Genomic DNA, 17245 nt, shown 5'->3' on the forward strand with positions numbered 1-17245 from the left:
CTTACTGTTTATTTCTCCTGGGTCGGGATAGGTGCATATAACATTGTTATTAGGGTAACAATTTGTATAGGCGTCAAGGTGATTTAAAACTCTGGCTATTTTATATATCTCTTTGGTGGATGAACTACATTTAGAACAATTGCATTGTCACTCGATATTTTCAGGGTTAATTATTAATAATAAAACAGGAGACTATGACAAAGCCAGGGCTGCGTAAGTTGCTATTCCGGCACCCTGTTTTTCTCCTTTATGTGTGAAAGTAACGCGTTAATGTTGGGAAAACATCCCGCCTGGTTACACTATTATTTCACTACCCAGCTCCTCAAACATCTCCAGATCGCCAGTTAGCCAAATTGATATCACCCAAAATTATGAGAAAGTATATTTACTGATATATTATCTCATGCCGCACCGATGCAACCCGGCGGCTTGTTTAGAGGTCGCTCCGGCAATATAGAGATGCAAAACAAGTGTAGGGACATTTTATGTGAAAATAAAACTCATGAGCAGTAAGATATATGCAACGTGTTGAAAATTAATGTTTGTTTATTGATGGGAAGTTTAAAATATATGAATATATCACTTTTTAGCGTAGCGGGTATTTGGTCTCAGAAATCTGATGATTTCGGATTCTGCGGCTTTGCGAAACAGAGCCGCAGACGATGTGTTGAAAAATGAAGGTACAGTACGGGGGGATGTTTACATAGAACTACCCGATTAAATGGGTATTATTTATTTTACATACGGTACTCGATCATCCCACTCTTGCTGGCAACCCAGTCATAAAGGCGCTGACCGCGGAGGTTTGTTTCATGTGTGTGCCAGTATAATCTTGCCGCATGGCGCTTGCGGGCGTGTTTTTGAACATACTCGATAAGCTGCTTGCCGATGTGTTTGCCCCGGGTTTCTTCACTAACAAATAAGTCCTCCAGATAGCAATAATCAGACTCCGCCCAGGTTGAGCGGTGAAAGAGATAATGTACCAGACCGACAATTTTACCGTCAGATTTTGCGACAGCACAGAAAACAGGCTCCACAGGATTGAGAAAACGCCCCCAGGTTAATTGTGTGACCTTGTCTGAAATTTCAGTACGGTAAAAAATCTGGTAATTTATCCAAAGCGGTAGCCAGCCCGCGTAGTCTTGCTGGGTGACGGGTTCGATAGTAATCGGTGCAGTTGTGTTTTGGTTACTCATAGGTCTCCTGATAATTTTAGTCAGAGTGGTTTTCTATGGCGGTTATCCTAAATATTGCATAAGCCACCGCAAAGAGACACTTTGCAAATATTTCCAGGATCCACTTTTAACGTAAGAGTGAGTGCAATGAAAAAAAATAGTGCACCTTTATTTCAGGAGCTTTTTTTAGAGCAAGGCGTTATTAAGGAACAGGTGTACCATGCGCTACGCAACGCAATCGTAGAAGGCCGTTTGCCGCCAGGGACAAAGATACCCTCAACCCGGGGACTGTCCGAGATGATGTCAATTTCACGGAACTCGGTAATTGCGGGTTATGACCGGCTGTTAGACGAAGGGTATATTCAGACGCGCAAAGGCGCTGGAACCTTTGTCACGCCAAGTCTTCCTGACCGCAGCATCAGCGGTCTCTATCCTGAATTACAGCAAGGGGATGAACTGCCTGTTGATGGGCAGCTAAATGCGGATATCGTATCCGTTCGTGGTTTATGGTCTGGCGATGTTGAAGGGCGTGAAATGAACCGTCTGTTTGCCGTCGGTGTGGGCTGTACCGATCTCTTTCCTCATTCATTATGGGGCAAGTTACTGGGACGAGTCTGGAGACAATCCCGGCATCAACTCGGCTCTCATACCAGCCCCTGCGGTTTTTATCCCTTACGGAAAGCAATTTGTCACTACGTGAAAACAACGCGAGGGGTTAACTGTAGTGAAGATCAGATAATTATCGTAAACGGTATTCAGCAGGCGTTAAATATTACTGCCCGGGCGTTGCTTACAAAAGGAAATGACGTTTGGCTGGACGACCCTGGTTATAAAGGTGCGCGCGGGGTATTTATGTCAACAGGGGCAATTGTGAGACCTGTGCCGGTGGATAACGAAGGAATGAATGTTCGATACGGCATTGATTATTTCCCTCATGCGAAACTGGCCTATGTTGTTCCTTCCGATCAGTACCCGCTTAGCGGGACACTCAGTTTATCCCGACGACTTGAGCTACTGGAATGGGCTCGGGTTAACCGGGCATGGATATTTGAAGATGATTACAATAGTGAGTTTCGTTATACCGCACGCTCTTTGCAAGCCTTGCAGGGATTAGATCAGCATCAGCGGGTAATATATTCAGGGACATTTTCAAAAATGATGTACCCAGAATTTCGTTTAGGTTTTTTAGTTGTTCCGCCAGGATTAAAAGAACAGTTTATCGTGACAAAATATTTTTCCGATATTGGCTCCAGTTATCTTGAGCAGGCGGTACTGGCGAGTTTTATTGAAGAAGGACATTACGCCAGCCATGTACGACGGGTTCGTAAGGCATGCTACGAGAGGCGAACGGCGTTGGTCAATGCTATTCAATGCTATCTTGCCGATAAAATGACCGTTCAGCCTTCTGATTCTGGGGTGCATATTGTCTGCTGGTTGCATGCCGGGTTGACCGGAGATGAGGTCGAACTGAAAGCCAGAATGCTGGGGATGGGGATTCAATCATTGAGTCATTATTATCATGGTGATATCTCCCGGCAGGGGATTATGATCGGTTTTGCGAATCACCCGCCAGAGGTTATTGTTGAGGGAATTCGTCGTCTTGCCCATGCCATGTAGCGTCGCTTTGATGCTGATAGCGATGGCACGTAATAATGTCAGTATTTCTTATTTCCACAACAGTGGCATGACCGGCATTTTTTAATTGCGGATAAGCAATACGGTGCTGATGTTCGGTATAGCATCGTCATGTGGATCTGTTAAAAACATCCATTGTGGTTCTTTTTACCCTGTCAGTTGTCTCTTACTCTGCAGTCATTTGACACTCTATTATGAGAGGTAAATAGCATGTCATCCACGTTTAATGAATTCCAGCAACCCGTTGGTTTAGCGTTACCTGACTGGCAAGGTGCGCGATTTCCTACGGCTCAGCAGATCACCGGTCGTTATTGCAAACTTGAGCGTATTAACGTCGAACGCCACGCAAAGACGCTTTATGACGCCTATTGCGATACGCCTGACTCTCGCGACTGGACCTATCTCGCGACAGGGCCATTCACGACCTTTGATTCTTTCTTAAGCTATTTAACGAAGATTGCGGCGCAGACCGACCCCATGCATTTTGCTGTAATCGATTTGGCCAGCATGCAGGCTGTCGGCACGCTGGCACTTATGCGCATTGATGCATCGAATGGCGTAATAGAAGTGGGTTGGGTGACCTATTCATCACGCATGAAACGTTCGCGGGTTTCAACGGAGGTCATGTCGCTGCTGTTAGACTATGTTTTTGAGGGGCTGGGGTATCGCCGCGTTGAATGGAAATGCGATGCGCTTAATGCGCCTTCTCGTGCGGCAGCAACACGCTTTGGTTTTACCTTTGAAGGCATATTCCGGCAGGCCGTTGTTGTGCACCAGCGTAATCGGGACACCGCGTGGTATTCGATCATTGATAGTGAATACCCAGCGCTACGCGAAGCGTTCACTCTGTGGCTTGATGAGGGTAATTTTGATAGCAAAGGACAACAGATTAAGCGCCTGACAACGTTGATAAACAATGAAAGCACGACGGCATAGGTGCCAATTTTCTCTGGATTTGGCTGGATGTTCTCGGTCTGTAACGGGTACAAAAAAGCCCGCAGGGCTTGCGCCGTGCGGGCTATTGGGACTTCATCGGATGACTCTGGTAATCACCGATGGAGAATTTTGGGCTGGCGGGAGTTGAACCCGCGTCCGAATTTATGTAACCTGTTGTTTATAATTAATTTAATTTATCTAAAAATTGCCGTGTATCTTCTGCGTATCCTTTCAAGTGCTACTGCTGTCTTGCTTTGAACTGGAGCGATTGTAAGAGTGAATTCCATATCGTAGCCATTGTCACCAATTTTTACGTTCGTATTTTTAAATGTAGAAATGAAAATATTTGTTGTTTTTGTACCAGTGATATCTTCATATCTAATTATTAGTTTGGGACCTTGTTTTGAACGAAACATATCAATAATATCTATATTGTCACCTACGCATTCACGAGTTAATAAAATTAACATTAGGTTGGGGATATCTAGTTTGACTTCTTCCTTATGAACAGCCCAAGGTAAAATGTAGTCTATATCTTTATATTTTTCTGTGCGGAAAATCCAGTCTCGATCTTTATTATTTAAAATATGAATGTACTGCAAACCAAACTTGTCATATTTATAGACATAATTCCCTGAGTTTAATTCATCTAGGTTTTTATTTGGGTCTGTGCTGTCCCATTTTTTAAGACCACTACTTATAAGTGATTTTTCGTAATCAAAAACCCAATCATATTCAATTTTTATTGCAGGTCCTAGTCCGACATTTATTACTGGTAATTTTGATTTAAAAATCTCTGAGAATCTGTCTATTTTTATAGAATTTCTGGATTTTACTTCAGGCACATGAATTATAATGTTTTTTGTTATTAATTGAACTTTGTTTGCAATTTTACGCTGTATAATCGTTTGCCTTATTGCAAGGTAGGCTGCAATTGCTGAAAAAACACTCGCAATAAGTCCACCTAAACCGACCCATGTTGGCTCTGCCATTTTGTAATCCCTGCTTCTCATAGAAACAGGGATTATTTGCCACTAGAGTGTTTTTTTCAATGGATTCATTGATGTGTTGTTATCGTATTCTTTCAAATACCTACCATAGTGCCTAAAAAGCATTTCAGGGCCCTTATGCCCCATTTGAGCAGCCAGCCAGAACAAGTTAGCTCCGCAGCTGATTAGGCGTGTCGCAAAAGTGTGGCGTGTCTGGTATGGGTTGCGATACCTAATACCAGCTTTACGTAATGTAGGAATCCGACCTCCAGCCAGGTACGATTGACTATGAGCGTCACCGCCTCACCCGGGCGCAGGCAGACGCCCAGGAACTAAAAAATGCAAAAGATTCCGCTGAGGTGGTGGAAACCGCATTCTGCACGTTCGTGCTGTCGCGGATGGCCGGAGAAGTAGCCAGCATTCTTGATGGAGTTCCTCTGTCGGTTCAGCGGCGCTTCCCGGAGCTGGAAAACCGACATATTGATTTCCTGAAGAAGGACATCATTAAGGCCATGAACAAAGCAGCTGCGCTGGATGAAATAATACCGGGGTTGCTGAGTGAATATATCGAACAGTCAGGTTAAGGGGCTGCAGCACTCTGCGCGCGCGGGGCTACTTTCGCTGTACCGGCCTGAGCCGCAAACGGCGGTTGAATGGGCAGACGATAATTACTATCTCCCCAAAGAGTCGGCCTACCAGGAAGGGCGCTGGGAAACTTTGCCGTTTCAGCGCGCGATTATGAATGCGATGGGTAACGATTACATACGTGAAGTTAACGTTGTTAAGTCTGCCCGTGTTACGTCAAGCCCAAGCACGAGGTAAACCCGCAGATGACGCTGCGCCGCCTGCCGGATGAAGACCCTCAAAATCTGGCTGACCCGGCCTACCGCCGCCGTCGCATTATCCTGCAGAACATGAAGGATGAAGAACTGGCGATTGCCCAGGTGGAGGAGAAGCAGGCAGTGGCTGCTGTCCTCAACGGTAAATACACCATGACCGGCGAAGCGTTTGAGCCGGTTGAAGTGGATATGGGACGCAGTGCCGGAAACAACATCATCCAGGCAGGTGCTGCGGCATGGAGCACCCGCGACAAAGAAACTTATGACCCCACTGACGATATTGAAACCTATGCGCTGAACGCCAGCGGCGTGGTCAATATCATCGTCTTTGATCCGAAGGGCTGGGCGTTGTTCCGTTCATTCAAAGCGGTAAAAGAGAAGCTCGACACCCGCCGGGGTTCTAACTCTGAACTGGAAACGGCGCTGAAGGATCTGGGTGAAGCAGTTTCCTATAAGGGAATGTATGGTGATGTGGCCATTGTCGTCTATTCCGGGCAATACATTGAAGATGACACCAAAAAGAACTACCTGCCGGATTTGAGTATGGTGCTGGGTAATACCCAGGCGCGCGGTTTGCGCACCTACGGCTGTATTCAGGATGTTGATGCCCAGCGTGAAGGCATTAACGCCTCCGCGCGCTATCCGAAAAACTGGGTACAGACAGGCGATCCGGCGCGTGAGTTCACCATGATTCAGTCTGCACCACTGATGCTGCTGGCTGACCCGGATGCATTCGTGTCTGTCAAACTCGCCTGATGTCCATTCTGTGGCCCTGCGGGGCCCTGTTCCGGAGTTGTTCTTATGACAGAAAAAGAAAAGTTGATTGCGCGGCTTAATGAGCTTGGCGTGCAGCTTGGTCGGGAAGTGAATACCAGTGGCACCATTCAGGAGCTCTCTATGCGCATTGCAGAGCTGGAGGAAGAACTGAATGACGGCACGGATAACGGCACGGAGCCGCGTTATGTCTGCAACGTGTATGTACAGGACAGGAATGATGCTTACACCGTGCTGCGCGACTTCGCGGCTATCTTCCGCGGGATGACCTACTGGGGCGGGGATCAGATCGTCTGTCTGGCAGATATGCCGCGTGACATCGATTACAGCTACACCCGGGCGAATGTCATTGACGGCAAGTTCACCTATTCCAGCAGCACGACCAAAACGCGTTACACCACGGCACTTGTCTCCTGGTCCGATCCGGATAATGCCTACGCTGATGCGATGGAACCGGTATTTGAGCAGAATCTGGTGGCGCGCTACGGCTTCAACCAGCTGGAGCTGACTGCCATCGGCTGCACCCGGCAGTCAGAGGCAAACCGCAAAGGGCGCTGGGGGATCCTGACCAACAACAAAGACCGGGTGGTGTCGTTTGGTGTGGGGCTGGACGGTAACATTCCGCAGCCTGGCTATATTATTGCGGTCGCGGATGAAATGCTTTCCGGTAAAGTCACTGGCGGGCGTATCAGCGCGGTAAATGGCAGGGCTATCACCCTGGATCGCGTTGCTGATGTGGAGCCCGGCGGCCGACTTATTCTCAATCTGCCATCAGGGGCTTCTCAAAGCCGTACCGTGCAGGCGGTCAGCGGCAGGGTTGTGACGGTAACCACGGCCTATTCCGAGACACCGCAGGTGGAATGTGTGTGGGTGGTCGAATCCGATGAGCTCTACGCCCAGCAGTACTGGTTGCGAACTCTACCGACTTCACCGCCATATCTAATCAGGCCGCGCTGATGACCTGCGCCTGGTCCGGGCGCATCAAAGTTAACGGTATCGCATCGCTCCCGGTTGGCGGCATCCCTTTTGGGAAATGGGATAACCCGAATGTATCGGTGGGGTTTGATGGTGGCAGCATTATTGTTCGCGATATCTCGTATACAGGCAGGGATGACGTGGCCGGAACGGCGACAATTGACCTGGTGATATTCAATCAGACAGCACCTGTTGGCGGTGACGGTATCACCATGACGAACGCCGCTGGCCAGGTGACATTCTCCACGCTGAAGCGGCCTTTTGTATATGACCGGCAAATTCAGATTACCGATGCGTTCCAGAACATTGGCGGCGGGTTCTGTCAGATCGTTTATACCGGTGCGCAGGTCCGTATGGACGGCGGTTACGGCAATCTCCGAATGAAGGGTGTCGTGATGTCCGGGGGGAGTGTCAGGTCTGCATACAACCGGGTTTTTGGTAACTATGCCAGCAAAGGCTGGGATATGACCCGAAACAGAAATATCACCATGCCCATTCTCGTTCTCCCAAATATGTACTGAGGAAAATTTTATGTCAGCAGGAACACTCACCCTGACGAATAACTCTGCCCAGGTATCAGGGGCTGGGACTTCATTTACTACCGAACTCGCGGTAGGCGATTTTGTTGTTGCTACTGTAGGCGGCATTCCATATACGCTCCCGGTCAAAACAATCGAAAGCAATACAGGGCTGACGCTGGTCAGTAACTTTACCGGTCCCACGCAATCGGGTGCAGCATGGTCAGCAGTTCCACGTGTGGCACTGAATATGGTTACTGCCGCGCTGGTGACCCAGAGCGCGGAGGCGCTTCGCGGCCTGAACTACGACAAACAGAACTGGCAGCAATTTTTCACTGCAGATGGTGATGTAACCATTACGCTCCCTGATACCAGCCAGACAACAGGACCATCAGCGAAAAAGTTAATCAGTAGTGTAAACCTTAAGGCGGATAAGTCTGCTCTCAATGATTACGCCAAAAAAGGGGCTAACTCTGACATCACCAGTCTGGAAGGACTCACTATCCCCCTGAGTATTACGCGTGGGGGAACTGGAAGTAATAGTGAATCCGGGGCGAGAACTAAACTTGGTCTGGGAACCTCGGCAACCAGAAATGCGGGCACAGATGACGGAAATGTACCTATTGTAGGGAGTATGTGGGGTTTTGGGCATGGAACAGCGGGGCATATTGTTATAAATGCCACTTCGAATAATGACATCTATTCGGCACTTATTAATTATGGAAGTTGTGTTTTCAGAAACAACGCATCTATCACTTCCACATCTTCTACAACATACGGTGCTGGTATCTGGTTACAAACAGGGGATACGGCGGGAGCGATTCAGATACCCTACTCTCCAGGGGGGAGCGTCACAGTCGTATCGGCCCAGGCAGGTGTCGGAGTATTCTCGCGGACAATGTACGACACTGCCAACACCACAGTGGACGGTAATGGTTTCATTAAAAAAGCATCTCCGATTGTTAAACTGAAAGGCGACGGATCGGCGGAAGTTAACTACCAGGCAGAGGGGGCCTTCACAGAACGTCTTGACGTTGGCGTTTATCGTATTTCTGGCGTTTTGGGCTTCAACTCAGCTCCAGCATGGGGGGGTATCGATGGCGGCATTGAGATACCGCTCGACCGAAACAAACAGCCCCTGTTGTGGGTGGATTATAAAGTCGAGTCAGATGGTTCCATTCTGCTGAAAACGTACCACCGGACACATCCATCGGCACCGGAGTTTGCCCGTAATTTAATTGGCTACGTATCTGATAATGAAACTTTTATTGAAACCGTAAAAGACGGGGAACCTGTCGATATCCCTGCTGGGCGCTGGGTGGATCTGCGTGTTGAAATGCCTGCAGACAGTATCTTTAATCAACGTCAGGAGGAAATGAGGATAGCAATGGAACAGGCTGAGCAGGCTCGTTCTGAAAATCAGCGGGAGCCTCAGCAATAGATCGTTGCCGCAGCTGCGTCGCATGCAATGACGTCACTGCGGCATATTGCCCCTTAATCTGACACCTGCCACATATCAGCCTCTTCAAACATTTCCTGAACAGTCCGGCTTATCTGTTCTTTCTCATGCTTGCTGGCGTCAGTGTTGATCGCCGGCAGTGTCATCATCGGTTTTACACGGACATCAGCATCCGGGAAAATCCGGTGAACCCTCTTGCTAAGTTCGCCCAGAATGATGTCTTTTGCACCCGGCAGACCATCAAAATTCCTTTTGTCATAAACGAGTTCCACGAACATGCTTTAGCTCCTCTTTACTGTGTATAATGACAGTATATACTGTATGTATGAACAGTATCAATGCGAGTGAGTTTATTATGAAGTTTTATTCACCAGTCGAGCTACGTCAGATAGTTGCGCTTCCTTTATTTGGCGATTTGGTTCCATGCGGATTTCCTTCGCCAGCGCAGGATTATGTTGAGAAACGTATTGATCTCAACGAGCTGTTAGTGCAACACCCAAGTGCTACCTATTTCGTAAAATCATCTGGCGATTCCATGATCGGTGCGGGTATTGGTAATGGCGATTTGCTGGTCGTCGATCGGTCAAGAAAGCCTGTACATGGAGATATTGTGATAGCTGCCATTGATGGCGAGTTTACTGTTAAACGTCTGCAGTTAAACCCGGTCGTTATGCTTGTTCCTGAAAACAGTGCTTATGCACCCATTATGATAAACAGCGAAGATACGCTGGATATCTTTGGCGTTGTAACGTTTATCGTGAAAACGGCAAGCTGAACATGTTTGCTCTGGTTGATGTGAACTCGTTTTATGCCAGTTGTGAGACTGCATTTCGGCCAGACCTGAAGGGAAGGCCGGTTGTGGTTCTCTCAAACAACGATGGCTGTGTTATTGCCCGTAACGCTGAAGCCAAAACGATTGGTGTGAAAATGGGAGACCCATATTTCAGGCAAAAGGACTTATTCCGCCGATGTGGTGTTGTTTGCTTCAGCAGCAATTATGAACTGTATGCGGATATGTCCAGCAGGGTAATGGCCACACTGGAGGCATTGTCACCACGATGCGAAATTTATTCGATAGACGAAGCTTTCTGTGACCTTTCCGGTGTGAGGAATTGCCGCGTTCTGGAGGATTTTGGGCGTGAGTTAAAAGATGCGGTTTATCAAAATACTGGCCTGGCGGTCGGCGTTGGCATTGCTCAGACAAAAACGCTGGCCAAGCTGGCAAATCACGCCGCAAAAAAATGGCAGAAACAGACGGGTGGAGTGGTGGATTTATCTAACCTCGAACGCCAGCGCAAACTTATGTCTGCACTTCCGGTTGATGAGGTCTGGGGTATCGGGCGGCGTATCGGCAAGAAGCTGGAGGCCATGGGGATTAAAACAGTTCTTGAGCTGGCTGATACTGATATACGTTTTATCCGGAAGCACTTCAATGTTGTCCTGGAGAGAACTGTGCGCGAGCTTCGTGGAGAGCCATGCCTTGAACTGGAGGAGTTTGCACCAGTAAAGCAGGAGATTGTTTGTTCCCGGTCGTTTGGGGAACGCATTACCAATTATGACGCTATGCGGCAGGCCATCTGCAGTTATGCGTCGCGCGCTGCGGAAAAGTTGCGTGGCGAGCATCAGTTTTGCAGGTTCATATCGGCCTTTGTCAAAACGTCACCCTTTGCGCTGAACGAACCGTACTACGGTAACAGTGCGTCAGTGAAGCTGCTCACCCCGACACAGGATAGTCGGGACATTATTGCAGCAGCGACGCGAAGCCTGGATGCAATATGGAAAGACGGGCACCGATATCAGAAAGCAGGAGTCATGCTGGGAGACTTCTTCAGTCAGGGCATCGCCCAGTTGAATCTGTTCGATGATAACGCGCCTCGCCGGGACAGTGAGAAGTTGATGGAAGTTTTGGATCATCTGAACGCGAAAGATGGAAAGGGCACGCTCTACTTTGCTGTACAGGGTATACAGCAGCAGTGGCAAATGAAGCGTGAGATGCTTTCGCCTCGGTACACGACAAGATTCTCGGATTTACTCATCGTTAGTTGAATTGTAAATAGCACATGATATATATTTTAAATATTTCATATGGTTATGGTGAGTGAAATAATGAACGAGTGGATGTTTAAGGATGAGCTGTGGAAGACAATTGTCGCGGCATTGCCAGTGATTGCCGCATTATGGAAAACTTGCGAATATATTTATAAATTTTTACGAAGTGGTAAAATTTTAAAACTTCGGCATTATTATAAAGAGTATGGCGAACATTTAGGAGTAGAAGATAAACAATTCATTACTAATCTAATAAGAAATAAAATAATGACTCAATTAACGGGAGTGTCCAATGATAGCACTAGGAATAAATTGCTATACATCTCAAATAGATGTGATTTGAGACTTCCAACTAGGAAGTTGGTGATCTTGAGTCGGTACTTAAAATATGATGGTAAGTATTTCTATTTCTTAATAGATAAAAAATACATAAGAAAACGGCGTTCAGCTTGGATTGCGGCAGTAGCCTACATGGCATATGCCATGGCTCCTATAAAAGTATATTATGATGGAGCACTGGATACGTTCCAGATTTTGCTTGCTATATTTTTCTCAGTTATTTGTATTCTACTTTCATCATTTCTAATGACGGCTTATCCCACAGTGAAAACAATTCAAGGATTAAATGGAAGGATGTTAAAAGTGAATGGCTCAAAATTCAGTGAAGTTTAGTAGAAGCTTTACCCCATACATGTATCACTTGATTGGACATAATATATGTGATCCTTGATTATTAACATTCCCAACGGCGCGCGTCACGGCGTGCCAGATAAATTTTTCAGCCGGCACGGCACCGTCGACTGCAATTTTCGCAGCTTCTTTCCCTCCAACATCCTGCCTCATCCATTCGCGAGCTGCATCTGGCGATAGTACTAGCGGTCGCCTGTCGTGAATATCTACCAGTCCTTTGTCGGCAGCAGCCGTCACTATCAGAAATCCTTCTGCATCGTCTTCACGTTCGAATGGTGTGCTGCCGATCGCAGCCATGAATATCGGCTGACCATCGGCGCGGTGAATAAAATAGGGCTGTTTTTTGTCGACTTCCTTCTTCCACTCAAACCAACCATCAGCAAAACAGATCGCACGACCATGTTGCCACAATGGTTTAAACATCCGACTTGTGGCCGCAGTCTCGGCGCGTGCGTTAATTAGCGGCGGTTTATCCCACCATCCAGGGGCGTATCCCCAAAGCACGGGATCAAGATGCAGTTGTTCATCACGTTCACACAGAAGCAGAACTTTGGTGCCTGGCGCTACGTTGAAACGTCCGATGGGTTCTGGATCGTATGGTATGTCGAGTTCGGCTTCTTCAGCGAGAATGGCGAGATAATCTTCACGCGTCATTGACTGTGAAAAGCGTCCACACATAGAAACCTCCAGCCATATGTCAGACTGAAAGTATAGGGTAGTAAGAAAAAGTGGTGCGCACCGTTAAAGATTTAAAAGGAGCTTGTAAGGTAAATCGGAATGATGGTTTTGTGAATTGATGAATTCCGAAAGTGAAAAACATTTGACGAGTTTTTCCCCCTTAATTCCCCGTGCACAAAGCAGGCATAAAAAAACCAGCCATAACAGGCTGGTTTTTAAAGGAGTTTGGGTCGGCACGAGAGGATTTGAACCTCCGATCCCCGACACCCCATGTTAGTGCGTTCCATCCTCAAGAGCTAAACGGCGGCAGAGGGTATCGTAAAAACTAATAATATCTTCAGTGACTTTCGAAATCTCAAGCTCATCCATCTGGGCAATAGTTGCTTGAACTTTTCCTTCTTGTCCGGTCGGATCAACGCTGGTCAATGTATCACAAAGATTTTCGAATTTTTCACGGAGGTCTGCAGGGATGTCTTCTGAAGTTTTAATATGTCCAATGCTAAAAATATAGGCATTTGACAAACGTTCCTTAGTGCTGCCAGTTCCAGCTAGAGTGAGAACTGCGATATGAAATTTTTCCCAAGCATAACTTAATGACATAGCCTTCTCCTTTACCCTTTGCATAAAAAAGCCCGCATCAGCGGGCTTTCATGTCACTTGGGAGCCGCGGCTCCTTTGCGTATCCTTTTTTGTCTCATCACCGTCTGGTCGGTGTCCTGTTGAGACTGCTAACTTCCTGTTTTTGCTAGTGCTGTCCTGGCACTGTCCAATCATGATTGGTGGAGCTGGCGGGAGTTGAACCCGCGTCCGAAATTCCTACATACTATATTTTAGCTATCTAAATCATGGGTTTATCAATATTATCAATAAGATGGTTTTAGTCTGTGTTAGGCATTTTTACCTCGTTAAACTTCTTTGTCGCCATTTTGCCGCCATTGGGAACTACTGTAACATCAGGGGTTGTATATTTATCCCAATGAGGAGAATAAATCGGACAATCCAGTCTAATATATTTATCAAAATGAAATCTAAAGTCTGTTTCATATATATAATTGACTATATGTTCATACGGGGCTAATTCGTCACCATAAATTATGGTTTTAATTTTTCTTGTTAGATATATACTTGCTTCAACAAATTCAAGAAATGAATTTTCTTCGTGAGCAAAAGTAATAATGCTGTTTCCTTTGATCGATATTTTATATCTTGCTCGCATGATATTATCGATGCAAAGTTTTTCGAAAATAATAACTATTTTGTTAGAAACTGAATTTATTATTCTAAGGTACTCTAGTGGTTTGTTTTCTGGATCCAATTCCCTTGGTTTTAATGAATTATTTATATCTTTAAGTAATATCTCTATTTCTTCTAGGAATTTGCTGTTTGGTTCGAAGTTGGATAAAATGTGTGTCGCTGAGTTGGGGTATATTTTTTTATAAAGTAAATAAGGGTTTGTAATTTTAATTTGGTCGGTTGTTGCTATTTTTTCATTACTGGTTGCGATGGATGAAATAATATTTCCGTCGTTGTTTGATAGGTTTAAGATTGTGAATGTAGATAAGTGGTTTATTTTTTCAATAAAGTTTTTTTCATGAGCAAAATGTCTGTCAATGGCATTTTTGCTATCAACTGCTTGTATTTGTGCTTCAGTTTGAATTGTGCGATGAATATTGTTTACTATCGATGCGAGAGGAACGGAACTTGCCAGTAGTAATAAAGGAAATTTACTGATCTCATAGAATCTATAATATCCGTGAGCGTTGAGGACAGGCGTTTTTCCACTCCATGCAAAGTAACCAAAGAAAAAAAATGAAAAAACAGGAAGTAAAATAGATAACCAAAATAACTTTTGGTGGTATAGGTTCCTTTTATCTAACTTGTACCATTCTCTCCATATGGAAATGATTAGAATTAAAATCATTATTGTTGCATAAATAAATATGTATATATAGTCGGGGTGTGTTTTCATATGTAATTTATACTATTCAGTGGGTTTTTGGTTACAGCATCTTCAAGATGTTCTGGGGAAAAGTGCGCATATACCATGGTCATCTTGATATCTGAGTGACCCAATATGTCTCTCAATACTAGGATATTTCCGCCATTCATCATAAAGTGGCTGGCGAATGTATGGCGCAGTACGTGGGTGCATTGGCCTTCAGGCAGGTCGATACCAGCGCGTTTCACTGCTCGCTCAAAGGCTTTTCTGCATGGCGTGAATAACTTCCCTCTGTTTTTGGGGAGTTCGTCATACAGATCCTGAGATATTGGCACGGTACGGTTTTTCTTGCCCTTGGTCTTGGTATAGGTGATTCGATATTTCGATAACTGATGGCCCTGCAGGTTTTCGGCTTCACTCCAGCGGGCGCCGGTGGCTAGGCAGATTTTTGCAATCATCAGCAGGCTGGGGCTTTGAGATTCTGCGCAGGCATCTAGCAGGCGTTTAATTTCTTCCGGGGTCAGGAACGCCAGTTCTCCCTCTGCAATTTTGAATGTTGGCAGTCCGGCGAGCGGATTGGGCGCTGACCAGTGGCCCAGCTTTTTCAGTGTGCCAAAAACTGATGATAGGTTGCGCTGTTCAAGGTTTACCGTGCGGGGCTTAACAGGTGACATAAGCGCGCCATCTTCATTTCGCACTTCACCTTTTAGCCGCGCTTCGCGGTATTTCGTAAAGTCACCGGCGGTCAGTTCTGAGGCGATGGGATCACTCAGACCATTACAGATAATTCTAAGTTTCGCCATCAGGCGTTTGGGGTCTGCAAGCGTCTGCCCGTAGAGTGAGTGCCATTGCTCTATCACCTCTGACAGATGTCGCCGATCCTCTTTTTCTCCTAGCCATGGTTTTTTGTTCACTTCATCCATGGTGAAGTTTTCGAATGCTATGGCCTCACCTTTTGTCGCAAATTGTTTGCGCACACGCTTACCGTCGCGCCCATTCGGGTAGCACTCGCACAACCATTTTCCGTTTGGTTGCTTTCTGATGGTCATATCAAAGGCTCTTAATTATTTTTAATGCGCGGCCTACAACCTCGATATCATCAAGGTTGCACTCAAAGGATGATTCGTCTTGATGGACCACCAATCTGTTTCCAGGAAGCCGTGTTAACTTCACGATACTTTTTATTCCGTCGATATCTACCAACCACATACCGTTAACTGGAGGTGTTTGGCTGCGGTCCACTAAATAAGAATCTCCAGAAGTATTCACCAGTAATAGGTTGCGTGAGTCTGAGGGGAGCAGGCTGGTATCAATGATTGCTTTCCCTGCCTCGACCAATAATCCACCGCTGAGAGTTGCCTTTTCAATTTCAGGGGAGACAAGTTCCGAAAGAGGTTTAACTTTGCCGGAGTTCACGAAATTGATATCTTTTTTATGGTCAATATTTGAACCTGGCTCTCCCTGCCCGGTAGTGAGCCACAGTAACGAAACTCCCGTTTCTAAAGCACACTGAATCACCCATTCCGCCGGAAAACTATCTCTTAAGTATCTGTTTGCCATGGTGCTTTTTGATGCACCTAGGTGATCACACAGTTGTTGTCTGGACTTAAAATCGTAGGCAGCCATTAGTCTATGGATAGCCTCTCTTCCCCCGGTATTCTCGCCAGCTTTCACCTGTATCATTTTTCAATCCTATTGACGTATCAAATATTGGATCGTAGTATCTCGATGTATCAATTATTGAATCAAATAAAACAAGATAAAACGACGTAAACCAAACCTTAACCGAGAGATATTGCACTATGAGCACTGATATTTCAATTCGTGTACCAAAAGAGATGGCTACGCCTGCAGAGTTCGCGGAATGGGAAGGTATCTCCCGTGGCTCCGTTTACCAGAAAATTCACCATGGTCAGCTTGCTAAGTACATGGTCAAGAAAGAAAAAAACAAAGGTCGCGTAAGCCTGCGTTACCTGATGTACAAAACCGACCAGGTTCGTGAATCCCTCGGTCATTCCAACTTTCGTGTCATTGTTGGTCAGTAAGTTCAATTATGAGAACTTTTTGAGAGGGGCACATGTTTGATTATAAGATTTCCAAACATCCACACTTTGACGAAGCCTGCCGGGCTTTCGCGCTGCGTCACAACATGGCGAAGCTGGCAGAACGCGCAGGAATGAATGTCCAGACGCTGCGCAATAAGCTGAACCCGGAGCAACCGCATCAACTTACGCCGCCGGAGATCTGGCTGCTGACTGATATCACAGAAGACTCAACGCTGGTTGACGGTTTTCTGGCTCAAATCCATTGCCTGCCGTGTGTGCCATTGAATGAAGTGGCAAAAGAGAACCTGCCGCATTACGTCATGAGTGCAACTGCGGAGATTGGGCGAGTAGCTGCAGGCGCAGTATCCGGTGATGTAAAAACCAGTGCGGGCCGCCGCGATGTTATCAACAGCATCAACTCTGTCACGCGCCTGATGGCACTCACCGCAGTTACATTACATGCGCGTTTGCAGGCGAATCCGGCGATGGCAAGCGCAGTAGATACCGTGACGGGCCTCGGCGCTTCGTTCGGTCTGATCTGAGG

General features: G+C 46.3%; 17 protein-coding genes and 6 pseudogenes. 14 read left to right on the plus strand and 9 right to left on the minus strand.

The features are described 5' to 3' along the window. Positions 1-737: 737 nt before the first annotated feature. The gene (locus G8S19_RS05195; RefSeq protein ID WP_048212960.1) at positions 738-1196 is read right to left on the minus strand and encodes a GNAT family N-acetyltransferase; all 459 of its coding nucleotides are present in this window, start codon (positions 1194-1196) and stop codon (positions 738-740) included. 126 nt (positions 1197-1322) lie between these two features. On the opposite strand from G8S19_RS05195, the gene G8S19_RS05200 reads away from it, so the two are divergent. After that, positions 1323-2792 carry a PLP-dependent aminotransferase family protein gene (locus G8S19_RS05200; protein WP_121584943.1) on the plus strand — a complete coding sequence of 490 codons (1470 nt, stop codon included), beginning with the start codon at positions 1323-1325 and terminating at the stop codon, positions 2790-2792. Between the two features lie 228 nt (positions 2793-3020). Then, positions 3021-3746 (plus strand): GNAT family N-acetyltransferase, encoded by a 726-nt coding sequence (locus tag G8S19_RS05205; RefSeq protein WP_253686197.1) that lies wholly within the window; start codon positions 3021-3023, stop codon positions 3744-3746. A gap of 194 nt (positions 3747-3940) precedes the next feature. Here the strand turns inward: G8S19_RS05205 and G8S19_RS05210 are convergent, their stop codons facing one another. Further along, on the minus strand, positions 3941-4738 hold the full coding sequence (locus tag G8S19_RS05210; protein ID WP_253686199.1) for a hypothetical protein: 798 nt from the start codon (positions 4736-4738) through the stop codon (positions 3941-3943). A gap of 42 nt (positions 4739-4780) precedes the next feature. Continuing rightward, a pseudogene (locus G8S19_RS05215) lies at positions 4781-4996 on the minus strand (tyrosine-type recombinase/integrase); the annotation flags it as partial. Between G8S19_RS05215 and G8S19_RS05220 the strand changes: the two are divergent. From G8S19_RS05220 to G8S19_RS05245, 7 genes and pseudogenes are all read left to right on the plus strand, one after another. Then, positions 4993-5319: pseudogene (locus G8S19_RS05220) on the plus strand (terminase small subunit); the annotation flags it as partial. The pseudogenes G8S19_RS05215 and G8S19_RS05220 overlap by 4 nt on opposite strands. Further along, a pseudogene (locus G8S19_RS05225) lies at positions 5294-5533 on the plus strand (phage terminase large subunit family protein); the annotation flags it as partial. The pseudogenes G8S19_RS05220 and G8S19_RS05225, both read left to right, overlap by 26 nt. Beyond that, positions 5527-6330 (plus strand): annotated as a pseudogene (locus G8S19_RS05230) (major capsid protein); the annotation flags it as partial. The pseudogenes G8S19_RS05225 and G8S19_RS05230, both read left to right, overlap by 7 nt. Positions 6331-6375: 45 nt before the next feature. Next, a pseudogene (gpFI, locus tag G8S19_RS22455) lies at positions 6376-6456 on the plus strand (DNA-packaging protein FI); the annotation flags it as partial. 60 nt (positions 6457-6516) lie between these two features. Further along, positions 6517-7254, plus strand: a pseudogene (locus G8S19_RS05235) (host specificity protein J); the annotation flags it as partial. Positions 7255-7304: 50 nt separating this feature from the next. Continuing rightward, positions 7305-7844: a DUF6453 family protein gene (locus tag G8S19_RS05240; RefSeq protein ID WP_253686201.1), complete on the plus strand. Its 540-nt coding sequence runs from the start codon at positions 7305-7307 to the stop codon at positions 7842-7844. A gap of 10 nt (positions 7845-7854) precedes the next feature. Further along, on the plus strand, positions 7855-9282 hold the full coding sequence (locus G8S19_RS05245; protein ID WP_253686203.1) for a phage tail protein: 1428 nt from the start codon (positions 7855-7857) through the stop codon (positions 9280-9282). Positions 9283-9335: 53 nt separating this feature from the next. On the opposite strand, the gene G8S19_RS05250 is transcribed toward G8S19_RS05245, so the two are convergent. Further along, positions 9336-9578, minus strand: a complete 243-nt coding sequence (locus G8S19_RS05250) for a DinI family protein (RefSeq protein ID WP_253686205.1) — start codon at positions 9576-9578, stop codon at positions 9336-9338. Between the two features lie 77 nt (positions 9579-9655). Here G8S19_RS05250 and G8S19_RS05255 point away from each other — a divergent pair, with 77 nt between their 5' ends. From G8S19_RS05255 to G8S19_RS05265, 3 genes are read left to right on the plus strand one after another with little or no spacing between them, the layout of a single operon-like run. After that, entirely contained in the window at positions 9656-10075 is a 420-nt protein-coding gene (locus G8S19_RS05255; RefSeq protein ID WP_124021212.1) for a translesion error-prone DNA polymerase V autoproteolytic subunit, read from the plus strand. A gap of 2 nt (positions 10076-10077) precedes the next feature. Then, positions 10078-11346 (plus strand): Y-family DNA polymerase, encoded by a 1269-nt coding sequence (locus tag G8S19_RS05260; protein WP_253686207.1) that lies wholly within the window; start codon positions 10078-10080, stop codon positions 11344-11346. Positions 11347-11406: 60 nt separating this feature from the next. Next, positions 11407-12021 (plus strand): hypothetical protein, encoded by a 615-nt coding sequence (locus G8S19_RS05265; protein ID WP_200048673.1) that lies wholly within the window; start codon positions 11407-11409, stop codon positions 12019-12021. A 24-nt stretch (positions 12022-12045) separates the two neighbouring features. Here G8S19_RS05265 and G8S19_RS05270 read toward each other — a convergent pair whose 3' ends face one another. The 5 genes from G8S19_RS05270 to G8S19_RS05290 all read right to left on the minus strand — a co-directional run bounded on the left by G8S19_RS05270 (position 12046) and on the right by G8S19_RS05290 (position 16339). Next, positions 12046-12717: an SOS response-associated peptidase gene (locus tag G8S19_RS05270; RefSeq protein ID WP_253686209.1), complete on the minus strand. Its 672-nt coding sequence runs from the start codon at positions 12715-12717 to the stop codon at positions 12046-12048. Positions 12718-12990: 273 nt separating this feature from the next. Beyond that, positions 12991-13317, minus strand: coding sequence for a hypothetical protein (locus G8S19_RS05275; RefSeq protein ID WP_200048675.1), 327 nt, complete (start codon positions 13315-13317; stop codon positions 12991-12993). Between the two features lie 277 nt (positions 13318-13594). Next, complete coding sequence (locus G8S19_RS05280; RefSeq protein WP_253686211.1) at positions 13595-14638, minus strand: hypothetical protein; 1044 nt, start codon at positions 14636-14638, stop codon at positions 13595-13597. A 44-nt stretch (positions 14639-14682) separates the two neighbouring features. After that, a complete protein-coding gene (locus G8S19_RS05285; protein ID WP_253686213.1) occupies positions 14683-15705 on the minus strand; it encodes a site-specific integrase in 1023 nt (340 codons plus the stop codon). 1 nt (position 15706) lies between these two features. Next, entirely contained in the window at positions 15707-16339 is a 633-nt protein-coding gene (locus tag G8S19_RS05290; RefSeq protein WP_253686215.1) for a phage repressor protein CI, read from the minus strand. A gap of 119 nt (positions 16340-16458) precedes the next feature. Here G8S19_RS05290 and G8S19_RS05295 point away from each other — a divergent pair, with 119 nt between their 5' ends. Next, complete coding sequence (locus tag G8S19_RS05295) at positions 16459-16701, plus strand: Rha family transcriptional regulator (RefSeq protein ID WP_000102106.1); 243 nt, start codon at positions 16459-16461, stop codon at positions 16699-16701. A gap of 32 nt (positions 16702-16733) precedes the next feature. Further along, positions 16734-17243 carry a phage regulatory CII family protein gene (locus tag G8S19_RS05300; protein ID WP_253686217.1) on the plus strand — a complete coding sequence of 170 codons (510 nt, stop codon included), beginning with the start codon at positions 16734-16736 and terminating at the stop codon, positions 17241-17243. The last annotated feature ends 2 nt before the right edge of the window (positions 17244-17245 follow it).

It is taken from the genome of Citrobacter sp. SX206, from assembly GCF_024181025.1.
In the GTDB taxonomy this organism is placed as follows: Bacteria; Pseudomonadota; Gammaproteobacteria; order Enterobacterales; family Enterobacteriaceae; genus Citrobacter; species Citrobacter youngae.